The sequence below is a fragment of the Streptomyces xingningensis genome, assembly GCF_054957865.1.
Window position 1 is genome coordinate 116,061 of record NZ_JBDJPF010000005.1, and the last position, 26,303, is coordinate 142,363.

Annotated in this window: 19 protein-coding genes and 1 pseudogene; 8 read left to right on the plus strand and 12 right to left on the minus strand. The window is 71.7% G+C overall.

What is annotated here, in order from left to right; all coding sequences use genetic code 11:
- Positions 1-10: 10 nt before the first annotated feature.
- Positions 11-622 carry a TetR/AcrR family transcriptional regulator gene (locus ABCR83_RS04600; protein WP_462693466.1) on the plus strand — a complete coding sequence of 204 codons (612 nt, stop codon included), beginning with the start codon at positions 11-13 and terminating at the stop codon, positions 620-622.
- Here the strand turns inward: ABCR83_RS04600 and ABCR83_RS04605 are convergent.
- The 6 genes from ABCR83_RS04605 to iolC form a co-directional block, all read right to left on the minus strand.
- Positions 619-2,703, minus strand: a complete 2,085-nt coding sequence (locus tag ABCR83_RS04605) for an FUSC family protein (RefSeq protein WP_462693467.1) — start codon at positions 2,701-2,703, stop codon at positions 619-621. The genes ABCR83_RS04600 and ABCR83_RS04605 overlap by 4 nt on opposite strands.
- 45 nt (positions 2,704-2,748) lie before the next feature.
- Positions 2,749-4,242, minus strand: coding sequence for a CoA-acylating methylmalonate-semialdehyde dehydrogenase (locus tag ABCR83_RS04610; RefSeq protein WP_462693468.1), 1,494 nt, complete (start codon positions 4,240-4,242; stop codon positions 2,749-2,751).
- Between the two features lie 114 nt (positions 4,243-4,356).
- On the minus strand, positions 4,357-6,252 hold the full coding sequence (gene iolD / locus ABCR83_RS04615; RefSeq protein WP_462693521.1) for a 3D-(3,5/4)-trihydroxycyclohexane-1,2-dione acylhydrolase (decyclizing): 1,896 nt from the start codon (positions 6,250-6,252) through the stop codon (positions 4,357-4,359).
- Positions 6,253-6,260: 8 nt separating this feature from the next.
- Positions 6,261-7,100, minus strand: coding sequence for a 5-deoxy-glucuronate isomerase (iolB, locus tag ABCR83_RS04620; RefSeq protein WP_462693469.1), 840 nt, complete (start codon positions 7,098-7,100; stop codon positions 6,261-6,263).
- A 104-nt stretch (positions 7,101-7,204) separates the two neighbouring features.
- Complete coding sequence (locus ABCR83_RS04625; RefSeq protein ID WP_462693470.1) at positions 7,205-8,077, minus strand: Cgl0159 family (beta/alpha)8-fold protein; 873 nt, start codon at positions 8,075-8,077, stop codon at positions 7,205-7,207.
- The gene (gene iolC, locus ABCR83_RS04630) at positions 8,074-9,096 is read right to left on the minus strand and encodes a 5-dehydro-2-deoxygluconokinase (protein ID WP_462693471.1); all 1,023 of its coding nucleotides are present in this window, start codon (positions 9,094-9,096) and stop codon (positions 8,074-8,076) included. The genes ABCR83_RS04625 and iolC overlap by 4 nt, the downstream gene beginning before the upstream one ends.
- Positions 9,097-9,303: 207 nt before the next feature.
- Here iolC and ABCR83_RS04635 point away from each other — a divergent pair, with 207 nt between their 5' ends.
- The 4 genes from ABCR83_RS04635 (at position 9,304) to ABCR83_RS04650 (ending at position 12,029) form a co-directional block, all read left to right on the plus strand.
- On the plus strand, positions 9,304-10,218 hold the full coding sequence (locus ABCR83_RS04635; RefSeq protein WP_462693472.1) for a sugar phosphate isomerase/epimerase family protein: 915 nt from the start codon (positions 9,304-9,306) through the stop codon (positions 10,216-10,218).
- Between the two features lie 30 nt (positions 10,219-10,248).
- Positions 10,249-11,280 (plus strand): Gfo/Idh/MocA family protein, encoded by a 1,032-nt coding sequence (locus ABCR83_RS04640; RefSeq protein WP_462693473.1) that lies wholly within the window; start codon positions 10,249-10,251, stop codon positions 11,278-11,280.
- Between the two features lie 212 nt (positions 11,281-11,492).
- Positions 11,493-11,699: a helix-turn-helix transcriptional regulator gene (locus ABCR83_RS04645; protein ID WP_462693474.1), complete on the plus strand. Its 207-nt coding sequence runs from the start codon at positions 11,493-11,495 to the stop codon at positions 11,697-11,699.
- Positions 11,700-11,795: 96 nt separating this feature from the next.
- Positions 11,796-12,029, plus strand: a complete 234-nt coding sequence (locus ABCR83_RS04650) for a heavy-metal-associated domain-containing protein (RefSeq protein ID WP_462693475.1) — start codon at positions 11,796-11,798, stop codon at positions 12,027-12,029.
- Between the two features lie 537 nt (positions 12,030-12,566).
- On the opposite strand, the gene ABCR83_RS04655 is transcribed toward ABCR83_RS04650, so the two are convergent.
- Together ABCR83_RS04655 and recD2 are read right to left on the minus strand one after the other, a co-directional pair.
- On the minus strand, positions 12,567-13,856 hold the full coding sequence (locus ABCR83_RS04655) for a citrate synthase (protein ID WP_462693476.1): 1,290 nt from the start codon (positions 13,854-13,856) through the stop codon (positions 12,567-12,569).
- Positions 13,857-14,024: 168 nt separating this feature from the next.
- Positions 14,025-16,247, minus strand: a complete 2,223-nt coding sequence (gene recD2 / locus ABCR83_RS04660; RefSeq protein WP_462693477.1) for an SF1B family DNA helicase RecD2 — start codon at positions 16,245-16,247, stop codon at positions 14,025-14,027.
- A gap of 250 nt (positions 16,248-16,497) precedes the next feature.
- On the opposite strand from recD2, the pseudogene ABCR83_RS04665 reads away from it, so the two are divergent.
- A pseudogene (locus tag ABCR83_RS04665) lies at positions 16,498-17,214 on the plus strand (sugar phosphate isomerase/epimerase family protein); the annotation flags it as partial.
- Here ABCR83_RS04665 and ABCR83_RS04670 read toward each other — a convergent pair.
- Together ABCR83_RS04670 and ABCR83_RS04675 are read right to left on the minus strand one after the other, a co-directional pair.
- Complete coding sequence (locus tag ABCR83_RS04670) at positions 17,153-18,136, minus strand: EamA family transporter (protein ID WP_462693478.1); 984 nt, start codon at positions 18,134-18,136, stop codon at positions 17,153-17,155. The pseudogene ABCR83_RS04665 and the gene ABCR83_RS04670 overlap by 62 nt on opposite strands.
- 95 nt (positions 18,137-18,231) lie before the next feature.
- Positions 18,232-18,855 carry a LysE family translocator gene (locus ABCR83_RS04675; RefSeq protein ID WP_462693479.1) on the minus strand — a complete coding sequence of 208 codons (624 nt, stop codon included), beginning with the start codon at positions 18,853-18,855 and terminating at the stop codon, positions 18,232-18,234.
- A 154-nt stretch (positions 18,856-19,009) separates the two neighbouring features.
- Between ABCR83_RS04675 and ABCR83_RS04680 the strand changes: the two genes are divergently transcribed.
- Entirely contained in the window at positions 19,010-19,912 is a 903-nt protein-coding gene (locus ABCR83_RS04680) for a LysR family transcriptional regulator (protein ID WP_462693522.1), read from the plus strand.
- Positions 19,913-20,247: 335 nt separating this feature from the next.
- Positions 20,248-20,859, plus strand: a complete 612-nt coding sequence (locus ABCR83_RS04685) for a hypothetical protein (protein ID WP_462693480.1) — start codon at positions 20,248-20,250, stop codon at positions 20,857-20,859.
- A 22-nt stretch (positions 20,860-20,881) separates the two neighbouring features.
- Here ABCR83_RS04685 and ABCR83_RS04690 read toward each other — a convergent pair whose 3' ends face one another.
- Both ABCR83_RS04690 and ABCR83_RS04695 read right to left on the minus strand, forming a co-directional pair.
- On the minus strand, positions 20,882-22,315 hold the full coding sequence (locus ABCR83_RS04690) for a S28 family serine protease (protein ID WP_462693481.1): 1,434 nt from the start codon (positions 22,313-22,315) through the stop codon (positions 20,882-20,884).
- Positions 22,316-22,413: 98 nt separating this feature from the next.
- Positions 22,414-26,241, minus strand: a complete 3,828-nt coding sequence (locus tag ABCR83_RS04695; protein WP_462693482.1) for an ABC transporter ATP-binding protein — start codon at positions 26,239-26,241, stop codon at positions 22,414-22,416.
- Positions 26,242-26,303 lie beyond the last annotated feature (62 nt).

The window sequence follows — 26,303 nt, forward strand, 5'->3', positions numbered from 1 at the left end:
AGCGGAAGCCGTGCCCAAGCGCGTGGACCATGAGGAGCGGCACCGCCGCATCGCCGAGGCGCTGTGGCGGATAGCCGGGGCGCGCGGCCTGGACGGAGTGGGGCTGCGGGACATCGCGGCCGAGGCGGGCATCTCGCTGGGGCAGCTGCAGCACTACTTCGCCAGCAAGGACGAGATGCTCGTCGTCACCCTCGACCACCTGAGCACCGTCGCCGACCGCAGGATCCGCGAACGCCTGGGGGGACTGCCCACCGCCCCCTCGCCGCGCCGGGTGCTGCACGAGGTCGCCGCCGAGCTGCTGCCGCTGGACGCCAAGCGACGCAGCGGCAATCTGGTACAAGTCGCCTATTTCGCCAGGGCGGTTCACCATGAGCGGCTGCGCCGCCACGCACAGCAGGGCATCCCGGCGCTGTGTGCGCTCTTCGCCGCGCAGTTGCGGGAGGCCGTCGCCCGGGGCGAGGTCGCGGAGGGCATAGATCCGGACGGCGAGGCGATGGTGCTGTACGCCCTGACCGACGGGCTGATGAGCACCACCCTGCTGGGGGTGATCCCGCCCGAGGAGGCGCTCCGGCTGGTGGACGCCCACCTCGACCGGCTGTTCGTCGACCAGGGCGGGTCCTAGGACCGGCGTGCCGCCCGGTTGCGGCCTCCGGTGCCGGGCGACAGTGCCGCCGCCAGCTCCTCAAGGGCGTCGACCAGCAGTTCGGCGCCGCGCACCCCGACCCCCGCGTCGCCCTCCGTCGCACACCAGTCGGCGCTCGCCGCGCGCAGCGCGGTCCAGTCCGGCGCCCGGCGTTCCCGTACCGCCGCCACCGCGTCCGGGAGCGCGATGCGCAGGGCCGTGGCGAACTCCTCGGCACCCTTGGAGGGTTCGGCCCGCTTGTCCGGGAGGTGGGCCTCCATGAGCATGGTCACCCGGCCCATGGTGGTGAGCGCCGCATCCGCCGCGCGCTCCGCGGTGCGGGAGATGCCCCGGTGGCGTACCGGCTCCTTGAGGGCGCGCTCGGTGGCCTCCTCCCACTTGGTGCGCGCCGCCCGGGAGTCCAGCAGGGCCTCGCGCACCCGGCGCGGCCGGAGCGCGGCGGGCTCGGCATAGGCGCCGAGGACCGCGAGCGCGTAGTCGCCGTTGGCGCTCAGCCAGCCGGCCAGGCGGTCCCGCAGCCGGTGCGTCTCCCAGAGGGGGAAGAGCGCATAGGCGGCCATCGCCAGCAGCCCGCCCAGCAGCGTCAGTGCCACCCTGGCCTGCACGGTCTGCGACCAGCCCTCGCCCACTATGCCGAGCAGGAAGACCACATAGCCGCCGATGCACGCCGAGACCACGATGTAGCCCATGCTCATCAGCAGGTACAGCAGCCCGACGCTGGCCACGGCCAGCGCCGCGCACACCTGGATCCCGGGGTGGAACAGCGCCATCAGCGCCCCGCCGATCAGCACGCCCACCACGGTGCCGGCAAAGCGGGCCACCCCCCGCGAATAGGTCTGGGCGAAGTCGGGCCGCATCACCATCACCGAGGCCATCGGCACCCAGTAGCCATGGCCCAGCGGCAGCGCGGTGCCCAGCACATAGCCGACCGAGGCCACCGCCGAGACCCGCACTGCATGTCTGCCGATGGGCGACGACCAGCGTGCCTCGCGCCGCAGCGCACGCAGCGCGACCGGCACCAGCCGGGGCATGGTGGGCCGCCGCAGATGCCGGTGCTCGGGGCGGGCGGACCGTACCGGCTCGTCGCTCTGCTCCACCACATCGCCGAGCAGGGCGATCAGCCGGTACGCGGAGCGGCGGGCCGCGCCGGTGAGCATCGGCCCGGACTCGGGCACCTGCAGCACGGCCATCGCCTCGGGCGGCAGCCGCACCGGCTTGCCCCAGCGGATCGCGCGGGCCACGGCGTCCAGCACGACCGCGGTGGCGCCCAGCAGGTCCCGTACCCGGTCGCGCTGCGGGCCCTCGGCGGGGGCGCCGACCACCGGGTCGGCGAGGGCCGCCAGCACCGGGCGCAGCCGCTCGGCGACGCCCCGCGGACCGGCCAGCTGGAGGGGGCGGCTGCGGGCCTGCCGGGGGGTGAGCTCGGCGGCGGAGCGGGCCTCCATCAGCGGGTGCGGGTCGAAGGGGGCCACCGGGTCGTGGCGCAGCCGGCGGGCGTAGTCCGCCTCGGCGGCCAGCGCGTCGGCGAGCGCATCGCGCTGCAGGCCCCAGGGCCGCATCGGGAAGAGGACGATGAGCAGCGCCTGGGTCACCCCGCCGAAGACGATCAGCGCGGTGTGCACGGCCGCGCCGGCCACCGAGGTCGGCAGGGTGACGGTGACCAGCATGACCGCGATGGTCTGGGTGGCGACCAGGCCGGACACCGGTCCGATCGCCCAGGCCATGCCCGACAGCAGCGTCCAGACGGCCAGCAGCAGGACGAACAGCACATGGTCGGCGGCGGCCAGGTAGCCGAGGAAGGTGCTGATGCCCAGTCCGACCGACACCCCCAGCGCCAGCACCGGGCGCGGCCGCCAGCTGCGCTGGAAGGTGGCGAGCCCGGCGGCGAAGGCGCCGAAGGCGGAGGAGACCGCGAGGGCGGGCGTGCCAAAGGCCATGATCAGGCCGATGACCAGGGCGACGCCCACCGCGGCACGCAGCGCCATCAGGGGCTCGAGGGTGGTGCGCTCGATGGTCAGCCCGGCTCGTGCGGTGTCCTTGAGCGCGCTTGACCAGGTCATGGCCTGAGCTTACGTCCCTGGTCGGAGGGGGTCGGAAAGGTCCGCTCAGCGGTGGCTGGGGAAGCCCAGGTCGACACCGCCGTCTTCAGGGTCGGGCCAGCGGGTGGTGACGACCTTGCCCCGGGTGTAGAAGTGGACGCCGTCGTTCCCGTAGATGTGGTGGTCGCCGAAGATCGAGTCCTTCCAGCCGCCGAAGGAGTGGTAGCCCACCGGCACCGGGATCGGCACATTGACGCCCACCATGCCCGCCTGGACCTCGAGTTGGAAGCGCCGGGCGGCCCCGCCGTCGCGGGTGAAGACGGCGGTGCCGTTGCCCCAGGGCGAGGAGTTGATGAGGGCGACGCCCTCCTCGTAGGTCGCGGCGCGCAGCACACACAGCACCGGGCCGAAGATCTCGTCCCGGTAGGCGTCGGCGGTGGTGGGCACCTTGTCCAGCAGCGAGAGGCCGATCCAGTGGCCGTTCTCGTGCCCCTCGACGGTGCGGCCGGTGCCGTCGAGGACGACCTCGCAGCCCTGGGCCGCGGCGCCCGCGACATAGCCGGCCACCTTGTCGCGGTGCTCCTTGGTGATCAGCGGGCCCATCTCGGAGCTCGGGTCGTCACCGGGGCCGATCTTGATCTTCTCGGCCCGGTCGCGGATCTTCGCCACCAGGGCGTCCCCGGTGTCGCCGACCGCGACCACCGCCGAGATGGCCATGCAGCGTTCGCCCGCCGAGCCATAGGCCGCCGACACGGCGGCGTCCGCCGCGGCGTCCAGGTCGGCGTCGGGCAGCACCAGCATGTGGTTCTTGGCGCCGCCGAGCGCCTGGACGCGCTTGCCGTGCGCGGCGGCGGTGGTGTGGATGTGCCGGGCGATGGGGGTGGAGCCGACAAAGGAGACCGCGGCGATGTCGGGGTGCTCCAGCAGCCGGTCGACGGCCGTCCGGTCGCCGTTGACGACGTTCAGCACCCCGTCCGGCAGCCCGGCCTCGGCGGCCAGTTCGGCGAGGCGGATGGCGGGTGAGGGGTCCTTCTCGCTGGGCTTGAGGACAAAGGTGTTGCCGCAGGCGATGGCCAGCGGGAACATCCACATCGGCACCATGGCCGGGAAGTTGAAGGGCGTGATGCCCGCGACCACCCCCAACGGCTGCCGGATCGCGGCCACATCCACCCGGTTGGACACCTCGGTGGACAGCTCGCCCTTGAGCTGGGTGGTGATGCCACAGGCCAGCTCGACGATCTCCAGGCCTCGGGCCACCTCGCCCAGCGCATCGGAGTGCACCTTGCCGTGTTCGGCGGTGATCAGCCGGGCCAGCTCGTCGCGGTGGGCGTCGAGCAGCGCGCGGTAGGCGAAGAGGACCGCGGTGCGGGTGGCCAGCGAGGAGGTGCCCCAGCTCGCCCGGGCTGCCTTGGCCGCTGCGACGGCGGCGTCCACCTCGTCGGCCGAGGCGAAGGCGACCCGGGTGGTCTGCGCACCGGTCGCCGGATCGGTCACCGGGCCGTACCGGCCCGAGGTGCCCTCGACGGACCTGCCGCCGATCCAGTGGTTGACGGTCTTCATCGCTCGGCCCTCTCTCACTTCCACGGTAACGGCGGGCTCGCCGCTCGCGGCGCTGCTGGGACGGATCCGGTGGTGCGCACGGCGGGCCCCCGCCGCGGTCGGTACGGGTTCCCGCTACAGGTGGCGGCGGCGGGCGCCCGCGGCTCGCTCGTACGCTTCCCGTGCCCGCACCGCCGCGGGGCGGGTGGCGGTCCCGGCGACGGGCACATCCCACCACGCCTGGGCGGGGGGCGCGCCCGGCACAGTGTCGGCCGTTTCGGTCTCCACATGGACACATGTGGGCCGCCGGGCGGCCCGGGCCGCCTCCAGCGCCTCGGAGAGCTCGGCGATCGTCCGGGGGCGCAGCACATCCATGCCCAGCGAGGCGGCGTTGGCGGCCAGGTCGACGGGGAGCGGGTCGCCGGTGTAGCCGCCGTCGGCCGCGCGGTGGCGGTAGGCGGTGCCGAAGCGCTCGGCGCCCACCGCGTCCGAGAGCCCGCCGATGGAGGCATAGCCGTGGTTCTGGATCAGCACCACCTTGATGGGGATGCCCTCCTGGACCGCGGTGACCAGCTCGGTCGGCATCATCAGATAGGTGCCGTCGCCGACCAGCGCCCAGACGGGCCGGCGGGAGGCCAGATACACGCCGATCGCGGCCGGGATCTCATAGCCCATGCAGGAGTAGCCGTACTCGACGTGGTAGTCCCCGCCGCGGGACCGCCAGAGCTTGTGGAGGTCGCCGGGGAGCGAGCCCGCCGCGTTGACGATCACGTCGGAGCCGTCGGTCACCCGGTCGAGCGCGCCCAGCACCTGGGCCTGGGTGGGGCGGGCGTCGGGGTCGTGCCAGGAGTAGGCGCGCCGGACGGTCTGTTCCCAGGCGGCCCGGCCCCGCGCGTACTCCCGCTCATACGCCTCGGACACCCGGTGGCCGGCCAGCTCGGCCCGCAGCGCCTCGAGACCGGCCCGGGCGTCGCCGGTCAGGGCCAGGCCGGAGAGCTTATGGGCGTCACGGGAGCTGTTGTTGAGGTTGATGAAGCGGACCCCGGGGGCCGCGAAGAGGGTTGAGGAAGCGGTGGTGAAGTCGGTGAAGCGGGTGCCGACACCGATCACCAGGTCGGCGGTGCGGGCCAGTTCGTCGGCGACGGCGGTGCCGGTGTGGCCGATGCCCCCGGTGTCCATGGGGTGGTGGTGACTCACCGCGCCCTTACCCGCCTGGGTGAAGGCCATCGGGATGCCGGTGGCGGAGGCGAAGTCGGCGAGCGCCTGCTGGGCGCCGCTGTGCCGGACGCCGCCGCCGGCCACCAGCAGCGGGCGCCGGGCCGCCCGTACCGCCTCGGCCGCCGCGGCCACGGCGGCGGGGTCGGGTGCGGGGCGGCGCACCGGCCAGACGCGCTCGGCGAAGAACTCCTCGGGCCAGTCGAAGGCTTCGGCCTGGACGTCCTGCGGCAGGGCGAGGGTGACGGCCCCGGTCTCCACCGGGTCGGCCAGCACCCGCATGGCCTCCAGGGCGGCGGGGATCAGCGCCTCGGGCCGGGTGACGCGGTCGAAGTACCGGGAGACCGGGCGCAGGCAGTCGTTGACGGAGATGTCGCCCGCGCCGGGGTGTTCCAGCTGCTGGAGCACCGGGTCGGCGGGCCGGGTGGCGAAGGTGTCGCCGGGGAGCAGCAGGACGGGCAGATGGTTGATGGTGGCCAGGGCCGCGCCGGTGACCAGGTTGGTGGCGCCGGGCCCGATGGAGGTGGTGACGGCGTGCGCGGAGAGCCGCTGCCGCTCGCGTGCATAGCCAACGGCGGCGTGCACCATGGCCTGTTCATTGCGGCCTTGGTGGAAGGGCATCCGCTGTTGGCCGGTCTCCAGGAGGGCCTGGCCGATTCCGGCGACATTGCCATGGCCGAAGATGCCCCAGCAGGCGGTGATCAGGCGGTGGCGCTGTCCGTCGAGTTCGGTGTGCTGGTGGGCGAGGAACTCCACCAGGGCCTGGGCGACGGTGAGCCGCCGGGTCGGGGTGTTCGACGTCGGGGTGTTCAACATCGGGGTGTTCAACGGGGACCTCCCGGGGCGGCGAGCGGAAGCCGTGGATCCAGCGGCTGATCCGGCCAGGTGTCGCGGATCCAGGCGTGGTCGGGGTGGTCGCGGATGAGCCACTCGCGCTCACCGGGACCGGCCATCACATTGAGGTAGTACATGTCATGGCCGGGCGCGGCGATGGAGGGGCCGTGCCAGCCGTCCGGGATCAGGACGACGTCGCCGGTACGGACCTCGGCCAGCAGGTCGGTGCCGCCCGGGTGGGACGGCGACACCCGCTGGTAGCCGAGGCCGGCGTCGCCGCCCGAGATCTCGAAGTAGTAGATCTCCTCCAGCTGCGACTCCTCGCCGGGGCGGTACTGGTCGTGCTTGTGCGGAGGGTACGAGGACCAGTTGCCGCCCGGGGTGAGCACCTCGACGGCGATCAGCCGGTCGCACTCGAACACCCCTGCCGCGGCGAAGTTGTTGACCTGGCGCGAACAGCTGCCGCTGCCGCGGAGTTCGACCGGGACGGCGGAGGCCGGGACATGGCGGGCGGGCAGCCGGCGCGCACAGCGGGCGCCGGGGAGGGCGAAGCGGCCGCCGAGTGCGGTCGCCAGGGTGGCGTGGGCGTCGCGCGGGATGTATGCGAAGTCGGTGAGGGAGCTGAATACGCCTTCCCTGCCGTGCAGTTCAAAGGTCCGGCCCTCGGTGAAGACCGTGCAGCCGCCGTCCAGCGGCAGGACGATCCATTCGCTGTCGCCCGCGGCGAAGGTGTGGCTGCCGCCGGGCGGCAGTTCGAGGATACGGAGGGAGGAGTGGGTCCAATGAGCTTGTTCGGGGCCGATGTCGAGGGTGTAGGGGTCGTCGGTCACGGTGTCGTTGTCTCCTTGAAAGCTCCTTGAAAGCTCCTTGAAAGTGGGGACGCCTCCCGGCGTCGGCCGGGGAAGGGACCGGGGGCACCATGCCCAGCCCCCCGTCACAACAAGCCCACCGCCCGGTCGACGGCCCCCGCCACATCGCCGTCCGGCGGATACAGCAGGGCCCGGCCCACCACCAGCCCCCGCACACTCTGCGCCCTCAGCGCCATACGCCACTTCTCGTACATGGTCTCCTCCCCCGGATCCCCGCCCAGCAGCACCACCGGCAGCGTGGTGGCCCGCAACACCCTTTCCATGGCGGCCGGGTCATCGGTGACCGGCACCTTGAGCCAGGTGTAGGCCGAGGTCGCGGCCAGCCCGGAGGCGATGGTGAGGGAGGTGGTCACGGCCTCCGCGCTCAGGTCGTTGCGCAGCCGCCCCCCGGACCTCCGGCAGAGGAACGGCTCGACGAAGACCGGCAGCCGGCGGGCGGCCATGGCGTCGATGGCCTGGGCCGCGGCGGCCATGGTGCGCAGCGAGCCGGGGTCCTCGAGGTCGACGCGCAGCAGCAGCTTGCCCGCGTCGAAGCCGCGCCGGTCCAGGTCCTCGGCGCCGAGGCCGGTGAAGCGGTCGTCCAGCTCGAAGGAGGCGCCCAGCAGGCCGCCGCGGTTCATGGACCCCATGACGACCTTGTTCTCCAGGGCGCCGAGCAGCAGCAGGTCGTCCAGGATGTCCGCGGTGGCCAGTACCCCGTCCACGCCGGGGCGGGAGAGGGCGAGGCAGAGACGTTCCAGCAGATCGTGCCGGTCGGCCATGGCCAGCCGGTGTCCGCCCGCGTCCAGGGCGCCCCGGGCGGTGTGGTCGGCCGCGATGATCATCAGCCGGCCGCGGTCGCCGAGCAGGGGGCGGCGGGCGCGCCGGGCGGCGGCCTCGGCGATGGCCTCGGGGTGACGGCTGCGCACGGTGGTGAGATCGGCGATCCGGAGGGTCATGGGCGCCGCCCCTGCCCGGACCGGGCCAGCAGGTCCTCGACCTCGGCCGGGGTGGGCATCGCGGATGAGCAGGCCAGCCGCGCGGCGACCAGCGCACCGGCGGCATTGGCGAAGCGGATGGCGTCCGCCAGCTCCCAGCCGGCGAGCAGACCGTGACAGAGCGCACCGCCGAACGCATCGCCCGCGCCGAGGCCGTTGAGCACCTCGACCGGCACCGGTGGCAGCTCGGCGGAGGTGCCGTCGCGATGCAGGGCGAGAACGCCCTTGGGGCCCTGTTTGACGATGGCGAGTTCGACTCCGGCGGCCAGCAGGGCCCGGGCGGCGGCCCGGGGTTCCCGCTCTCCGGTGGCGACCTCGCACTCGTCGGCGTTGCCGATGGCCACGGTGGCCAGGCCGAGCGCCGCCGCGTAGTGCGGCCGGGCGGCGGCCAGGGCGGCCGGGCCGGTGCGCCCGCCGGCGCCGGAGGCGCCGCCCTCGCCGCCCCAGAACAACGGCCGCCAGTCCAGGTCGAAGACGGTGCTGCCGCGCCTGCCGCGGGCCTTGAGCGCGGTGAGGGTCGCGGTGCGGCTGGGTTCCTCGCACAGTCCGGTGCCGGTCATCCAGAAGATCCGGGCGGCGCGGATGGCCTCGAGGTCCAACTCGGCCGCGCGGAGCTGCAGATCGGGCGCCTTGGGCCGGCGGTAGAAGTGGATCGGGAAGTCGTCGGGCGGGAAGATCTCGCAGAAGGTGATCGGGGTGGGGTCGCCGGTCACGGCCGTCACCCAGTGGTCGGCCACCCCGAAGTCGCGCAGCGCCTGGTGGAGGAAGTCGCCGAAGGGGTCGGCGCCGGTGCGGCTGACCAGCGCCGTGCGGCGGCCCAACCGGGCGGCGGCGACCGCGACATTGGCCGCCGATCCGCCGAGGAACCGCCCGAAGGTCTCCACCTGGGCGAGCGGCACTCCGGCCCGGAGCGGGTAGAGGTCCACGCCGAGGCGGCCCATGGTGATCAGGTCGTACGGTCCGGCCGACGGCTCGCTCATGGCTCAGGTGTAACCGGGCGTGCTCGGCCCTGTCAAGGAATTGTCCTTACATACAGACGTCTCTCGTCTCCTGGTTGACGTTACGTCCTGATGTCCTGTCGAACTCTTGACACTTCCCGCGCCCGGCCAGGAAGCTGACGACCGGTCGTAACGACCTGGTCGTAAGCTCTGTCCGGCCCCGCCCGACGGCGAGAGGAGAGCCGCCGCATGGACTCCGCCCCCATCGCAGCGCTGGATCGCATCCGCATCGGCTCGGCACCCGACTCCTGGGGCGTCTGGTACGCCGACGACCCCCACCAGGTGCCCTGGCGGCGCTTCCTCGACGAGGTCGCCGAGGCCGGCTACCGGTGGATCGAGCTCGGCCCCCATGGCTATCTCCCCACCGACCCGGGCCTGTTGCGCGAGGAGACCGCCCGGCGCGGCCTGCGGGTCTCGGCCGGCACGGTCTTCACCGCCCTGCACCGGGGCCCGGCGGTCTGGGACGCCACCTGGGAACATGTGGCCCAGGTCGCCGAGTTGACCCGGGCCATGGGCGCGGACCGGCTGGTGGTCATCCCGTCCTTCTGGCGCGACGACAAGACCGCCGAGCCGGTCGAGGACCGCGAGCTGACCGCCGGACAGTGGCGCCACCTCGCCACCGGGATGGAGCGCCTGGCCCGCGAGGTCCGCGAGGCGTACGGGCTGGGCATCGCCGTCCATCCGCACGCCGACACGCACATCGACACCGAGGCACATGTCGAGCGGTTCCTCGACGCCACCGATCCGGAGCTGGTCGGCCTCTGCCTGGACACCGGCCACTACGCCTACTGCGGCGGGGACAGCGTGAAGCTCATCGAGACCTATGGCGAGCGGATCGGCTACCTCCACCTCAAGCAGGTGGACCCGGACATCCTCGCCGATGTCATCGGCCGGGGCACGGCCTTCGGCCCCGCGGTCCGGCAGGGGGTGATGTGCGAACCGCCGCGCGGCGTGCCCGCGTTGGAGCCGGTGCTGGCCGCCGCGCAGCGGCTGGGCGTGGACCTCTTCGCCATCGTCGAGCAGGACATGTACCCCTGCGCCCCGGACACCCCGCTGCCCATCGCCCGCCGCACCCGCGCCTTTCTGCGCTCCTGCGGGGCGTAGCCGCGGACTCCACCCACCGAGGAACGCACCATGACCCAGCCCCCGCCCCACCCCCTCCGCATCGGACTCCTCGGCGCCGGCCGCATCGGCACCTTCCATGCCGGCACCCTGGGCGAAACCGCCGAGCTGGTGATCGCCGACGCCGACCCGAGCCGCGCCAAGGCGCTGGCACAGCGCGTCGGAGCCAGCGCCGCGGGCGATGTGGACGAGGTCTTCGCGAGCGGCGTCGACGCCTTGGTCATCGCCACCGCCACCACCGCCCACGCGGAACTCATCACCCGCGCCGCCCGCGCCGGGCTGCCCGCCTTCTGCGAGAAGCCCATCGCCCTGGACCCGGCGGGCACCGCCCGCGCCCTGCGCGAGGTCGAATCCGCCGGAACGCTGCTCCAGATCGGCTTCCAGCGCCGCTTCGACCCGGGCTACCGCGCGGCGCGCGAGGCGCTGCGGTCCGGGCGGCTGGGCCGGGTGCACACCATCCGGGCCGTCACCTCGGACCCGGCACCGCCGCCCGCGGATTTCCTGCCGCTGTCCGGCGGGCTCTTCCGCGACTGCATGGTGCACGACTTCGACGCCGTACGGTGGCTGACGGGACGTGAGGTGACCGAGGTGTACGCGCGGGGCTCGGCCGACGGCGCGGACTGCTTCCGGGCGGCGGGCGACGTCGACACCGCCGTCGCGCTGCTCACCCTGGACGACGGCACGCTGGTCAGCGCGACCGCCACCCGCTACAACGGCGCGGGGTACGACGTGCGGACGGAGCTGTGCGGCGAGCGGGAGCAGTGGGTGGTGGGCCTGGACGACCGCACCCCGGTGACCTCGGCCGAGCCGCACGGCCCCGCGGCGCCCACCGCGCCCTGGACTGGCTTCCTGCAGCGGTTCGAGGGGGCGTACCGCGCGGAACTGGCCGCCTTCGTACGGGCCGTGCACGGCGCGTCACACAGCCCGTGCCCGGGCCGCGAGGGCCTGGCCGCGCTGCTGATCGCCGAGGCCTGCGAACTGTCACGGCGGGAGAACCGGCCGGTCAGGCCGGTGGAGGTGGCGGCGCGGGCGGGGCTCGACTGACCGTCACCCGGCCCCGCGCCACCGCGCTTTCGGTCATCTCCCGGTTACGGACGTCACATTTGGGCGAGGCTTCTGTCACAGCCGCTCGACAGCCCCTCCCGGGCAGTCACACCGCGTCGTTCACCGGGGACAGGCTGGTGATCAAGAAGGCAGCGCCGCAGTCCCCCCGACGGACCCCTCCGTAGCTGCGGCGCAGCGGAGAGGCGCGAGAGATGACCGACCGTCGACTCTGGTCCTACAAGGAGATCGCAGCACACATCGGGGTGCAGACCGATACCGTGCGCTCCTATCGCAAGCACGGGCTGCTGCCCGCCCCGGATCTCACCGAGGGCGGCAAACCGTACTGGTTCGCGGACACGATCCGCATCTGGGTGGCGAAACGCCCCGGCAACCGTGCCCGGCGCGAACGCCGCGTCTGACTTTGCCGGCCACCTACCTCCCAGGGATACCCCTAGGGGGTATAGTGTTGACGCAGGCAACCGCCAGGCGGCCCACGATCACTGAGGAGCATCGGCATGACTTCCCGGACCGACACCCTGTCCACCGTCGTCTACCAGGTGAGCGGCATGACCTGTGGCCACTGCGAGGGCGCGGTGCGCAGCGAGATCTCCGCGATCGACGGCGTCACCTCCGTGCAGGCCGTCGCCGCCACCGGCCAGGTCACCGTCACCGCCACCGGCCCGCTGGACGACGAGGCCGTGCGCGCCGCCGTGGACGAGGCGGGCTACGAGCTGGCCGGCCGCGTCTGAGCCGCCCGGCCGACCGGCCATTTCAAGCAATTCCAAGAGCCCTGATTTTCAAATCAGGGCTCTTGTCCTTTTAACCCCACTTTGCCAAGAGACCTAGATCACAGCAATTAGGAGGTAACCATTCCGGGGGGTGGTTGGTCTAACCAGGCAGTGCTGGGTCGTCTTGGGGGACGGTACCGGCCACGCGTGGCCGGGGCACGTACCCGGGGAGCTTTGAGCGGCCCTCCCGTACGTACGCTGTCCCGGCAAATGCGTGCGGAATGAGCTGTTGAGCGCAGGGCGCACCAAGGCTCCCGGGCGGATCCCGTGGGGGGAATCCGGTCCGGGGCGAAAAGCGCCCCGCCCCGACCCGTGGGGGGATCGGCGGCGGGGCGCTTTTCATTGCTGCCATATACACCTGCCATCTCTGCCTTGTACACATGCCGTGTACACACTTCGGTCTGAAATGCCTTTGACCGGGCAATGCGGCAGCCGGGTGATACGACGGCGCCCCGCCCCGGGAGCCGGGGCGGGGCGCCGTCCTGGGCGCGATGGGGGTCAGCGCTGCTCGACCGGCACGAAGTCGCGCTCGACCACACCGGTGTAGATCTGGCGCGGACGGCCGATGCGGGAACCCGGCTCCTTGATCATCTCGTGCCACTGGGCGATCCAGCCGGGCAGCCGGCCGAGCGCGAAGAGCACGGTGAACATCTCGGTCGGGAAGCCCATGGCCCGGTAGATGAGGCCGGTGTAGAAGTCCACATTGGGGTAGAGCTTGCGCTCGACGAAGTAGTCGTCGGCCAGCGCGTGCTCCTCCAGCTTGAGGGCGATGTCGAGAAGCTCGTCCTCCTTGCCCAGGGCGGCCAGGACATCGTGCGCCGCCGCCTTGATGATCTTCGCCCGGGGGTCGAAGTTCTTGTAGACGCGGTGCCCGAAGCCCATGAGCTTCACGCCGTCTTCCTTGTTCTTCACCTTGCGGATGAAGGTGTCGACATCGCCGCCGGAGACCTTGATGCCCTCCAGCATCTCCAGCACCGACTGATTGGCACCGCCGTGCAGCGGGCCCCACAGGGCGCTGATGCCCGCAGAGATCGAGGCGAACATATTGGCCTGCGAGGAGCCCACCAGGCGCACCGTCGAGGTCGAACAGTTCTGCTCGTGATCGGCGTGCAGGATGAGCAGCTTGTCGAGGGCGCTGACCACGACCGGGTCCAGCTCATAGTCGGCGGCGGGCACCGAGAAGGTCATGCGCAGGAAGTTCTCGACATAGCCGAGGTCGTTGCGCGGGTAGACCACCGGGTGGCCGACCGACTTCTTGTAGGCGTAGGCCGCGATCGTCGGTAGCTTGGCGAGCAGCCGGATGGTGGACAGGTCGCGCTGCTTGGCGTCGAACGGGTTGTGGCTGTCCTGGTAGAACGTCGACAGCGCGCTGACCACGGACGACAGCATGGCCATCGGGTGGGCGTCCCGCGGGAAGCCGTCGTAGAACCGCTTGACGTCCTCGTGCAGCAGCGTGTGGCGGGTGATCTCACCCTTGAACGTCGCCAGCTCGTCGACCGTCGGCAGCTCTCCGTTGATCAGCAGGAAGGCCGTCTCGAGGAACGTGCTGCGCTCGGCGAGCTGCTCGATGGGATAGCCGCGGTAGCGCAGGATGCCCTGCTCGCCATCGAGGTAGGTGATCGCGGACTTGTAGGCGGCGGTGTTGCCATAGCCGGAGTCCAGGGTCACCAGACCGGTCTCGTTGCGCAGCTTGCCGATATCGAAGCCCTTGTCGCCGACGGTGCTGTCGACCACCGGGTAGGTGTATTCGCCGTCCCCGTAACGCAGTACTACAGAGTTGTCGCTCACGTCATCCCTCACCGACGTTGTGCCTCTTCTTTGAGGTGCCCTGACTACCCCTACCTTCCCCCATTTGGCCGAAGTACGTGCACTCGGGGTCGGCCATAGGGCCCATGGGCGGCACTCAGTGCCGCCAACCTGGCCATACTGCCCCGTTCGCCCCGTTTGGTAAACCGCTCAGAGACGAACACCACCTCCGGAACCGAGCCGGTGATCGAGCGCGGTGCAGCGGCGGCCCGCGCTGACCGTGCGCACCGCCTGCCCCAGGGCACGCCGGGAGCCCACCAGCACCACCAGCTTTTTGGCCCGGGTCACCGCGGTGTAGAGCAGATTGCGCTGCAGCATGGTCCAGGCGCCGGTGGTGACCGGGATCACCACCGCGGGGTATTCGCTGCCCTGTGAGCGATGGATCGTCACCGCGTAGGCATGGGCGAGTTCGTCAAGTTCGTCGAAGTCATAGGCCACCTCTTCGTCTTCGTCGGTGCGCACGGTCAGCCGCTGCTCGACCTCGTCCAGGCCGGTGACCACGCCGACCGTGCCGTTGAAGACGCCGTTCTCGCCCTTCTCGTAGTTGTTGCGGATCTGGGTGACCTTGTCGCCGACGCGGAAGACGCGACCGCCGAAGCGCCGCTCCGGCAGATCGGGACGGGCGGGCGTAATGGCCTGCTGGAGCAGGGCGTTGAGGTTGCCCGCACCGGCCGGGCCGCGGTGCATGGGGGCCAGCACCTGGATGTCCCGGCGCGGGTCGAGCCCAAACTTGGCGGGGACGCGGCGGGCCGCCACATCCACCGCCAGGCGGCCCGCCTCCTCGGTGTCCTCCTCGGCGAAGAGGAAGAAGTCGGCGAGACCGGAAGTCACCGGCGGCACACCGGAGTTGATGCGGTGGGCATTGGTGACCACCCCGGACTGCTGCGCCTGCCGGAAGATCCGGGTGAGGCGGACGGCCGGCACCGGGCCGCCCTCGGCGAGGAGGTCGCGCAGCACCTCCCCGGCGCCCACCGAGGGCAGTTGGTCCACATCGCCCACCAGCAGCAGATGGGCACCGGGCGGCACGGCCTTGGCGAGCTTGTTGGCGAGCAGCAGATCCAGCATGGACGCCTCGTCGACCACCACCAGGTCGGCGTCCAGCGGCCGGTCCTTGTCATACGCCGCGTCACCGCCCGGCTTGAGCTCCAGCAGCCGGTGCACGGTGGACGCCTCGGCCCCGGTGAGCTCTGACAGCCGCTTGGCGGCCCGGCCGGTGGGCGCGGCCAGCACCACCCTGGCCTGCTTGGCCCGCGCCAGCTCGACCACGGACCGCACCGTGAAGGACTTGCCGCACCCCGGGCCGCCGGTGAGGACCGCGACCTTGCTGGAGAGCGCCAGCCGGACCGCCTGCTGCTGCTCGGGCGCCAACTCCGCACCCGTGCGCTCCGCCAGCCAGGCCAGGGCCTTGTCCCAGTCCACCTCCCGGAAGGCGGCGAGCCGGTCCTCCTCGGCCCGCAGCAGCCTCGACAGCTGCCCGGCGAGCGAGAGTTCGGCCCGGTGGAAGGGCACCAGATAGACGGCCGTCACCGGCGCGCCGTCCTCCGGCCCGGGGACCGTCTCCCGGACCACCCCCTCGGGGTCGGCCGCCAGTTCGGCGAGGCAGTCGATGACCAGCCCGGTGTCCACCTGGAGCAGCTTCACCCCGTCCGCGATCAGGCGCTCCTCGGGCAGGAAGCAGTGCCCCTGGTCGGTGGACTGGGACAGGGCGTACTGCAGGCCCGCCTTGACGCGCTCGGGGCTGTCGTGCGGAATGCCCACGGACTGGGCGATGCGGTCGGCGGTGAGGAAGCCGATGCCCCACACATCGGCGGCCAGCCGGTAGGGCTGGTTGCGGACCACGGAGATCGAGGCATCGCCGTACTTCTTGTAGATGCGCACCGCGATGGAGGTGGAGATGCCCACGCCCTGCAGGAAGACCATCACCTCCTTGATGGCCTTCTGTTCCTCCCAGGCGGCGCCGATCGACTTGGTGCGCTTGGGCCCCAGCCCGGGGACCTCGATCAGCCGCCCGGGCTCGCCCTCGATGACATCCAGGGTGTCGGTACCGAAGTGGCTGACGATGCGGTCGGCGATGCGCGGCCCGACCCCCTTGATCAGACCCGAGCCCAGATAGCGGCGGATGCCCTGGATGGTGGCGGGCAGCACGGTGGTGTAGTTCTCCACGGTGAACTGCCGTCCGTACTGCGGGTGGGAGCCCCAGCGGCCCTCCAGGCGGAGCGACTCCCCCGGCTGCGCGCCGAGCAGCGAGCCGACCACCGTGAGGAGATCGCCGCTGCCGCGGCCGGTGTCCACCCGGGCGACGGTGTAGCCGTTCTCCTCGTTGGCGTAGGTGATCCGCTCGAGAACCCCTTCGACGACTGCCAGTTGCACCATGTCCCGACGGTACAGCCAGGGTGTGACAGAGAGTTCCCCGGAGTGACTCGAGGGGCCCGGTCCGACGACCGGGCCCCTCGCATTCCCCCCTCGACCGGCTTCCCCCTATCCCCCCGGATGCCTCCCCCGGGAAGCCGGATGCCACATACGACCCACCGTGGCACCGTAGGGTTGCAGGCATTTCGAAGCGTTATCAATCCGTTACAGAAGGTGGCGGGGGCCGGTGCGGCGCACGGGGAAGCCGCTGACCATGAAGCTGGCCTTCTCCACCCTCGGCGTCCCCGGCCTGCCCCTCCCCGGGGTGCTGCGCCTCGCCACCGCGCACGGCTACCAGGGGGTCGAGCTGCGCGCCCACCCCGAGGAGCCCGTCCACCCCGGTCTGCCCCCCGCCGAACGGGCCGCCGCCGCCCGGCGGTTCGCGGATGCGGACGTGCGGATCCTGGCCGTCGCCGGATACGCCCGGGTCGCCGCCGCCGGACCGGACGAACCGGTGCTCGCCCAGCTCACCGCCCTCGTCCGGCTCGCCGGGGACCTCGGCGCGCCCTATGTGCGGGTGTTCCCCGGCGGCGGCGGCCGGCCCGCGCCGGAGGCCGACACACAGGCCGCCCGCCGGCTGGGCGCCATCGCACCGCTCGCCGCCGACACCGGAGTCCGGGTCCTGCTGGAGACCCATGACTCCCACCGCCGGGCCCAGGACGCGGTGCGGGTGCTGGGCCCGGTGGGACACCACAGCATCGGCGTGCTGTGGGACGTGCTGCACACCTGGCTGGGCGGCGAGGAACCGGCCGTCAGCTTTCCCGCGCTGGCCCCGCACCTGGGCTATGTCCAGTTCAAGGATGTCGCCTCGGCGCAGGACACCACGCCCCTGCCGCTCGGCGCGGGCGCGGTGCCGCTGGCCGACTGTGTCACCGTGCTCGGCCGCGCGCACTGGGACGGCTGGCTGTGCTGGGAGTACGAGAAGCGCTGGCACCCACAAGCGGCGCCGTTTCCCGAACTGGCCGGTCCGGGCCGGAAGTTCCTGCGGCGGCTGGCCGACGAGGCCGGCGGAGCGAGGTGAGCGCGATCCCGCCCACCAGCAGCGCCGCCGCGCACCACCGCAGCGGGCTCACGTCCTCGCCCAGGATCAGCGCGGCCGAGGACATCCCGAACACGGGCACCAGCAGTGCGTAGGGGGACACGACCGAGGCGTCATGGCGGCGCAGCAGGAAGCCCCAGAGCCCGAAGCCCAGCAGCGTACTGATCCAGCCGACATAGAGCACCGCCCCGGCGCCGTCCCATCCGATGGAGGCCAGCGCGCGGGCATCGGCCGACGGGCCCTCGAAGACCAGCGAGAGCAGCAGCAGCGGCAGCACCGGGACCACGCTGACCCAGACGATGAACCGGAAGGCATCCGGCGCCGCGGCCTTGCGGGTCAGCACATTGGAGACCCCCCAGAGGGCCGCGGCCACCACGATCAGCACAAAGCCGAGGATCGAGCCGGACATGCCCTCGTCGACCGCGGCCACCGCGATGCCCGCCAGCGCCACCGCCATCCCCACCATCCGCTTCCCGCCCAGCCGCTCGCCCAGGAAGGCCACCGCCAGCAGCACGGTGAACACCGCCTGGATCTGCAGTACCAGCGAGGACAGCCCGGCGGGCATCCCCGCCCGCATCGCGATGAACACCAGCCCGAACTTCCCCACCCCGAGCACCAGCCCGACCGCGATGATCCACCGCCATTTGACCGGCGGCCGCCCGACGAAGAAGACCGCCGGCAGCACCGCCGCGACAAAGCGGAGAGCACAGAACAACAGGGGCGGCAAGTGGTCGAGGCCGATGTCCATCACAACGAAGTTGACACCCCAGAGGGCGGCGACAAGGACGGCGAGGGCTATGTGAAGCGGACGCATACGAGCAGCATCACGGCTGCCCACCTTGTAGCACCAGTTCACGTTTCTGCAGAGTAGGTTTTATCAACACTGAAAGATGGAGGTCATGGACGCCCTCAGTCCGCGGCCACCCGCACCGCTATGCCCGCCAGCACCGTCCCCATCACATACCGCTGGGCCCGCAGCCAGCGAGGGCGCCGCCCCAGGAAGGCGGAGACGGAACCGGCGGTCATGGCGATCAGGCCGTTGACGGTGACCGCGATCACGATCTGGGTCAGCCCGAGCAGCAGGCTCTGCAGCGGCACCGAACCCCGGTCGGCGTCCACGAACTGCGGCAGCACCGAGACATAGAGGATCGCGATCTTGGGGTTGAGCAGATTGGTGACCAGACCCATGGTGAACAGCTTGCGGGGCGGGTCCGGGGGCAGCGGCTTGGGGTCGAAGGCGGACGTTCCACCGGGCCTGAGAGCCTGCCAGGCCAGCCAGCCCAGATAGGCCGCACCGGCCAGCTTGACGGTCGTGTACACCGCGGGGACCAGGGCGAAGAGGGTGGCGATGCCCGCCGTCGCGGCCAGCAGGTAGACAAGGAAGCCCACGGCGACGCCCAGCAGGGAGATCAGCCCCGCCCGGCGCCCCTGGGTCACCGACCGGGACACCAGGTAGATCATGTTCGGCCCGGGAGTGAGCACCAGCCCCAGCGACACGAGCATCATGCCGACCACCGCATGCAGACTGACCACTGGCACTCCTCTTCCCTCTTCACCGTTGGAGGACGGCTTCACCGTTGGGGGACGGCAACGAAGTGACCAGGATTACCTGCGCCGACCATGTAACAACAGTTCAGGCTGCTTCATGATGGGTTGAAGCAGTACTGAACGATGGAGGCCGATGTCCATGCTCGACCTGCCCCGCCTCAAGGCCCTGCACGCCGTGTCCGTGCACGGCTCCGTCAGCGCCGCCGCGATCGCCCTTGGCTACACCCCCTCCGCCATCTCCCAGGCGATAGCCAAGCTGGAGCGGGAGACCCGCACCACCCTGCTGGAACGCCGGGGCCGGGGCGTGGCACTCACCGACGCGGCCAGCCATCTCGCCGACACCGCACGGCAGTTGCTGGCCCTGGTCGAACAGGCCGAGACGGCCCTGGAGGAACAGCGCGGGCGGCCCACCGGCAGGCTGACCATCGGGGCGTTCCCCACCGCCGCCCGCGGCCTGCTGCCCGGCGTACTCGCCCGGCTGGCCGGGGAACACCCCGCCCTGGACACCCGGCTGACCGAGGCCGACCCCCATCTGTCGGTGGACCTGGTCGCCCGGGGCGCCATCGACGTCGCGGTCGCGCACGACTGGGACATCGCGCCGCTGCCCGCGCCGGAGGGCCTGGAGCGGGCCGTCATCGGCGACGACCGGTGCGAGGTGTTCGTCGCCGCGGACCACCCGCTGGCCGGAAGCGAGACCATCGCCCGCGCGGACCTCACCCACCAGCGGTGGATCTGCCAGCCACCCGGCACCGCCTGCCACGACTGGCTGGTACGCACCCTGCGCGCCTGCGGCGGCGAACCCGAACTCGCCCACCAGGTGGCCGAGTACGACACCCAGATCGCCCTGGTCGCGGCCGGACTGGGCATCGCCCTCATCCCCCGTCTCGGCCTCGGCCCGCTGCCGGACGGCGTGGTCGCACTGCGCCTCGAACCGGTCCCGGTGCGGCGGATCTTCGCCTACTGGCGCACCGGCGCCGCCCGGCGCCCGGCGATCACCGAGACCGTGCGCGTGCTGCGCGAGCACTGGCCGCAGCGCGGCTGACCACGCGCCGTACGCCCGGCGCGAACCGGACGTTTCGCGCCCACCGGGGAACCACACCGGCGCGCCCTTCGTCCTAGAACCGTGCTGTCGGTGAGTCTCCGCAGAGCGGTGTCGGCTTCCGTCGCTGATCGCGTTGCTGACCTCCCTCTCCGCCGCCTGCGGCCGACGGCATGCCGCCGACCGGTGCGCCCCCTCCCAACTGCACCGGCGGCGGCCCCCCTTGGGGCCTTGGGGCGCAGCCAGGACCGTCACCCTCAGCGAAGCCTCCCGCACGCCTGGCGCGCGCCGACCGCATCAGGTAACTCTTGGTCTTTCCCAGGTGGTTGGGGGATCCCATGCGTCATCCCGCGCTGCCGACAGCGCTGTTCGTGCTCGCCGTGCTGTACGCACCGTTCGCCTTCACCGCATGCCAGGCCTCCGGGCGGGCCGAACCGGAGGCCGACCCGGCCCCCCGGGCCGGGCACGACAGCACGACCTATCTGGACCAGGGCGCCTGCGCCGGCCCCGGCCCCGCCTTCCCGGAGCTGGGCTGCACGGACCGGCGCGCCGTCGCCCGGGTGCTGGCCCGCCACAACGGACCCGAGGAGGGCGGCCCGTTGTGCCCCGAGACCACCGACTTCGTCCTGCACCTCGCCGCCGTCAACCGCGGCACCTCGGAGCGGGACAGCGCGCCCGAGGGCTACGCCTGCCTGCGGAACCTGCGGCCGCCGCACCCGGGCGACCCGGGCATGGGCGGCGGACCGCGGACGGTGGTGGGCGACTGCGTCTATGGCACCGAGCGCCCCGGGGTGGTGAAGAAGACCGCGTGCGACGGCTCGCTCCCCCATGCGCCGGAGTACCGGATCACCGACAAGGCCCTTACCCGCGAGGACTGTCCGGCCTCGACCGACCTCTATGTACAGATCGGCGGCGAGGCACCCATCGGGTGCGCCCGCCGCCTGACCTGACCGCCATCCCATCGGACCTGCCCTACGGCCGCAGCGTCGGATGTTCCTCCGCCTGCACCCGGTCGAGCTTGGGGTCGTACGGGGCGAGCGGCCGGGCCCGCTTGTCGTCCTGCTGTACGGCCGCGGGCGCGACGCCCGCCCAACGCAGCACCTCGGCCGTGGCCTTGGCCCGCTCATCGGCCACCAGCTGGGCGATGTTGGAGCCATGGTTGCCGCCCGGCGCGAAGAACCGGTAGTCGTGCCGGGCCCCGGCGCCCTGGCCCAGCCGGAACGGCTTGGCGCCCCAGGGGTCGTTCTGCCCGTAGACGAACAGCATCCGCCTGCTGTCCTGGCGCACCCAGCGGTCGATGTCCGCCATCACTCCCTGGTGCCACTTCATCGGTATGTCACGCGGCACATAGGAGCGCGGCTGGTAGATCCCCGGATAGCGCAACAGCCCCTTCAGATGAGGGGACTTGAAAGTGGGCGATCCCAGCTCGGTGCCCGCCTGGTAGTAGTACGGAATGAACTGCTGCAGCCCCTGGTCGGTGTAGGCGTCAAAGCCCGAAATGGTGTCGATGAACTTGTACAGCTCATCCGTCGACGCCTTGGTCGCGGGTACGGTGGCGCACTCGCTCTGCAGGTGGTACTGCCAGAATGCCCACACCAGGTCGAGGACCACATTCTCATAGGCCTTGTCGGCACTGCCGACTATGGTGAACGTCTTGCCGTTCTCCTCGGCCCACTTCCGGTAACGGCCGACGATCTCGTCCCGCCGGACCAGCGCCTGGCGCTGCACCGAGTTGAGCTGCCTGCGGCAGGCCTGGTCGCCGACGTTGGCGAAGAACCGGTCATAGGCCGAATCCTCGCCGTTCACCACGTCATTGGGCGCGACATAGGCGACGGTGCCGTCCATGTCGTCCGGGTAGAAGCGACGGTAGTAGGTGGCGGTCATGCCGCCCTTGCTGCCGCCGGTGGCCAGCCAGTTCTTGCCGTAGACGGGCTTCAGCGCCTGGTAGAGGCGGTGCTGGTCGCTCGCCGCCTGCCAGATGTCGAGCTTGGACCAGTCCGCGGGCTGCGGCCGGGACGGAGCGAAGAAGCGGTACTCCATCGACACCTGGTTGCCGTCCACGATCCGGGTCGGCTCGCTGCGGCCGGGCCGGGTGACGACGTTGTAGCCGGAGGTGTAGAACACGGTCGGCCGGTCCGTGGACTTGTGCAGTACGGTGAACCGCTGCTCGAAGGTGCCCTTGTCCGGATGCCGGTGGTCGATCGGCTGCCGGTAGGTGAGCACCAGATAGCGGTGCTCGTTGTCGGGCTTCTCCTCCTTGAGGAAGCGCATCCCGGGGACCTTCAGGATGCGTTCCTTGATGTCCGGCTCGGTGGCGGTGGTCGCCGCCCCCGCCGGCCCGGTGCCGGCACCGAGGGCTCCTATGAGCACCACCAGTGCCGGCAACCATCTGAGAGCCTTGCGCATGCGCCCTCCCCTGGGTTCGCAAAGGTCGCCGCGAACCTACCGGGGTGACACCAGCCGCGCCAGACCCACCTTTCCCCTCAGTTAGCGGACAGTACGGTTCACCTCACCCCCGAGGCCTCGAACTCCCCCGTGAACGTCCGCCACAGCCGCGCATACCGGCCGTCCAGCGCGAGCAACCGCTCGTGCGTACCGTCCTCCACCACCCGGCCGTGATCCAGCACCACCACCCGGTCCGCCCGCGCGGCCGTGGTCAGCCGGTGGGCGACCACCAGCGTGGTGCGCCGCCCCGCCAGCCGCTCCGTGGCCTCGTTGACCAGCGCCTCGGTCGCGAGATCCAGCGCGGCGGTGGCCTCGTCCAGCAGCAGGATGTCCGGATCGACCAGCTCCGCCCGGGCCAGGGCGATCAACTGCCGCTGCCCGGCGGAGAGGTTGCGCCCGCGCTCGCTCACCGGATGCAGGTATCCGCCGTCCAGCGTGGCAATCATCTGGTGCGCACCCACCGCCCGCGCCGCCGCCTCGACCTCCGCATCCGTGGCGTCCGGGCGTCCATAGGCGATGGAATCGCGCACGGTGCCGGGGAAGAGGTAGGGCTCCTGCGGGACGACACCGAGCCGGTGCCGGTACCCGGTCGGGTCCAGCTCGCGCAGATCGTGCCCGTCCACCCGGACCGCGCCGGAGGTGGGGTCGTAGAACCGCGCGACCATCTTCACCAGGGTGGACTTGCCCGCCCCGGTCTCGCCGACGAACGCGACGGTCTGCCCGGCCGGAATCGTCAGCCGGATGCCCGCCAGCGCCTGTTCCTTCGCCTCGCCGTAGTGGAAGTGCACATCGTCGAAGACCACCTCGCCCGTCAACTCCCCCACCTCGCGCGGCCTTTCGTGAGCGGGCGTCGACGTCGGCTCGCGCAGCAGCGCCTGGACCCGGCCGAGCGAGACCGTGGCCTGCTGGTAGCCGTCGAAGACCTGCGACAGCTGCTGCACGGGTGCGAAGAACAGGTCGATGTAGAGCAGATACGCCACCAGCGCACCCGCCGTCAGCGTCCCGTCGCTCACCCGGCCCGCGCCCACGATCAGCACCGCGGCCGACGCGACGGAGGACAGCAGCTGGACGAACGGGAAGTAGACCGAGATCAGCCACTGGCCGCGCACCCGCGCCTGCCGGTAGCCGTCACTGCGCTCGGCGAACCGCCCGGCGCCCGCCTCCTCCCGGCGGAACACCTGCACAATGCGCAGCCCCGCCATGCTCTCCTGCAGGTCGGCGTTGACCAACCCGACCCGCTCCCGCGCGAGTTCATAGGCCTTGACGCTCTGCCGCCGGAAGAACACCGTGCCGATGGCCAGCAGCGGCAGCGTCGCGAAGACGACGAGCGCCAGCTGGACATCGAGGACCAGGAGGACGACCAGGATGCCGAAGAAGGTCAGCACGGAGACGAAGAAGGTGACCAGACCGGTCTGCAGGAACGAGGACAGGGCGTCGACGTCGGTCGTCATCCGGGTCATGATCTTGCCGGTGAGTTCGCGCTCGTAGTAGTCGAGCCCGAGCCGCTGCAGCTGCGCGAAGATCTTCACGCGGAGTGCGTACAGCACGCGTTCACCGGTACGTCCGGTCACCCGCGTCTCGCCGACCTGGACGGCCCACTGCCCGAGCACCACCAGCAGGGCCAGTCCGGAGGCCGTCCACACCGCACCCAGCGCCATGCGTTCCACACCCTGGTCGATGCCGTGCCGGATGAGGACGGGCAGCAGCAGCCCGGCCACCGCGTCGACCGCCAGCAGCAGCAGGCCCAGGGCGAGCGGCGCGCCGAAGCCGCGCAGCAGCCTTCTCAGCCCATAGGCGTGTTCGGCCCGCGCGGCGCGTTCCTCGTCGACGTCGGGGGTGTCCGTGGCGGGCGGCAGCGCGGCCACCTGGGCCAGCAGCTCCGGGGATGGGGGTGCCCCCTGCCCGAGCGTAGCCGAGGGCTTGGGGGACGGCATTCCGGCGACGGCGCCGTGCGCCTCGTCGGCGCGGTCCCCGGTCATGGGTCGCACCCAGAGGGACGGGGTGACCCCGTCGATGACGCGTCTCCCGCGCTGCCGGGGCACGGCCTCCGGTTCCACCGGGTCGATCACCAGGCCCGTCGCCGATGCCTCGCCGCCGAAGGGGCCCGCCGGCGCCGCCATGCCCGCCGGGTCCTTGCGCACCTCCGCCAGCTCGTCGGGATCCGTCAGCAGCCGCCGGTACAGCGCGCAACGCCGCTCCAGCTCCTCCGCCGTGCCGACGTCGACGAGGCGTCCGCCGTCCAGCACCGCGATCCGGTCGGCCAGCAACAGCGTGGAGGCGCGGTGGGCGATCAGCAGCGTGGTGCGGCCGGCCATGACGCCGCGCAGCGCCTCGTGGATCTCGTGCTCCACGCGCGCGTCCACCGCCGAGGTCGCGTCGTCGAGCAGCAGCAGGCGGGGGTCGGTGAGGATCGCGCGGGCCAGCGCTATCCGCTGGCGCTGGCCGCCGGAGAGGGTGAGCCCCTGTTCGCCGACCTCGCTGTCATAGCCGTCCGGCAGGGCGGAAATGAAGCCGTCGGCCTGGGCGGCCCGCGCGGCGGTGCGTATCTGCTCGTCGGTCGCCTCCGGCAGACCGTAGGCGATGTTGTTGCGGATGCTGTCGGAGAACAGGAAGCTGTCCTCCGGCACCAGCCCGATCGCGGCCCGCAGCGAGGAGTGGGTGAGCTCGCGGACGTCCTGCCCGCCGATCCGCACGGCACCGCCCGAGACGTCGTAGAAGCGCGGCAGCAGCAGCGACAGCGTCGACTTGCCGCTGCCGGAGGTGCCGACGACGGCCACCGTCTCACCGGGCTCGATGCGCAGCGAGAAGCCGTCGAGGACCGGCCGCCCGGGGTCGTAGCCGAAGCGGACCTCGTCGAACTCGACCGAGGCGTCCGCGTCGGCGGGCAGGTCGCGGGCCTCGGGGTGCTCCTCGATGACCGGCTCGGTGTCAATGAGTTCGAGGACCCGCTCCACACCGGCCCGGGCCTGCTGTCCCACGGTCAGGATCATGGTCAGCATCCGCACGGGGCCCACGAGTTGTGAGAGGTACGTGGAGAAGGCGACGAACGTACCGAGGGTGATCTGTCCCCGGGTGGCCATCCAGCCGCCGAGCGCGAGCATGGCGACCTGGCCGAGCGCGGGGACGGCCTGCAGTGCCGGGGTGTAGCGGGAGTTGAGGCGTACGGTGCGCAGCCGTCCGGCGAAGAGCCTGCGGCTGACCTCGCGCAGCTTGTGGGCCTCCTGCGCCTCCTGCCCGAAGCCCTTGACCACGCGCACGCCCGTGACGGCGCCGTCCACGACCCCGGCGACGGCGGCGGCCTGACCCTGGGCGTACCAGGTGGCGGGGAAGAGCCGGGTGCGGCTGTGCCGGGCGAGGAACCACAGCGCGGGCGCGACGGCGAGGGCGACGACGGTCAGCAGCGGGGAGAGGACCATCATCACGATCAGCGAGATCACAAACAGGATGATGTTGCCCACCATCATGGGCATCATGAACAACAGCCCTTGGATCAGCTGCAGATCGCTGGTGGCCCGGCCGACGACCTGACCGGTGGAGAGCTCGTCCTGCCGGATGCCGTCGAGCCGCGATATCGCCCCGTACATCTCGGTCCGCATGTCGTGCTGGACGTCGAGCGCGAGACGTCCGCCGTAGTAGCGGCGGACGTAGGTGAGCGCATAGACGACGACCGCGGCGGCCACCAGGAGCGTGGCCCAGGGGGCGAGCGGGCGCTGGTGGGAGCCGATGACATCGTCGATGATCAGCTTGGGTATGAGCGGTACCAGGGCCATGACCGCCATGCCCAGCAGCGAGGAGCCCAGTGCGAGCAGCACCGTCCGCCGGTAGCGCCAGCAGTATCCCGCCAGGCGCCTGGCCCAGCCCCGCCCGGCCACGTCCGTCGCCACCACCAGAGACCTCCCGCACTTTCCTCCGCCGTCGGAAGGCCCCAACGCTCCACGCTGCGGATTTC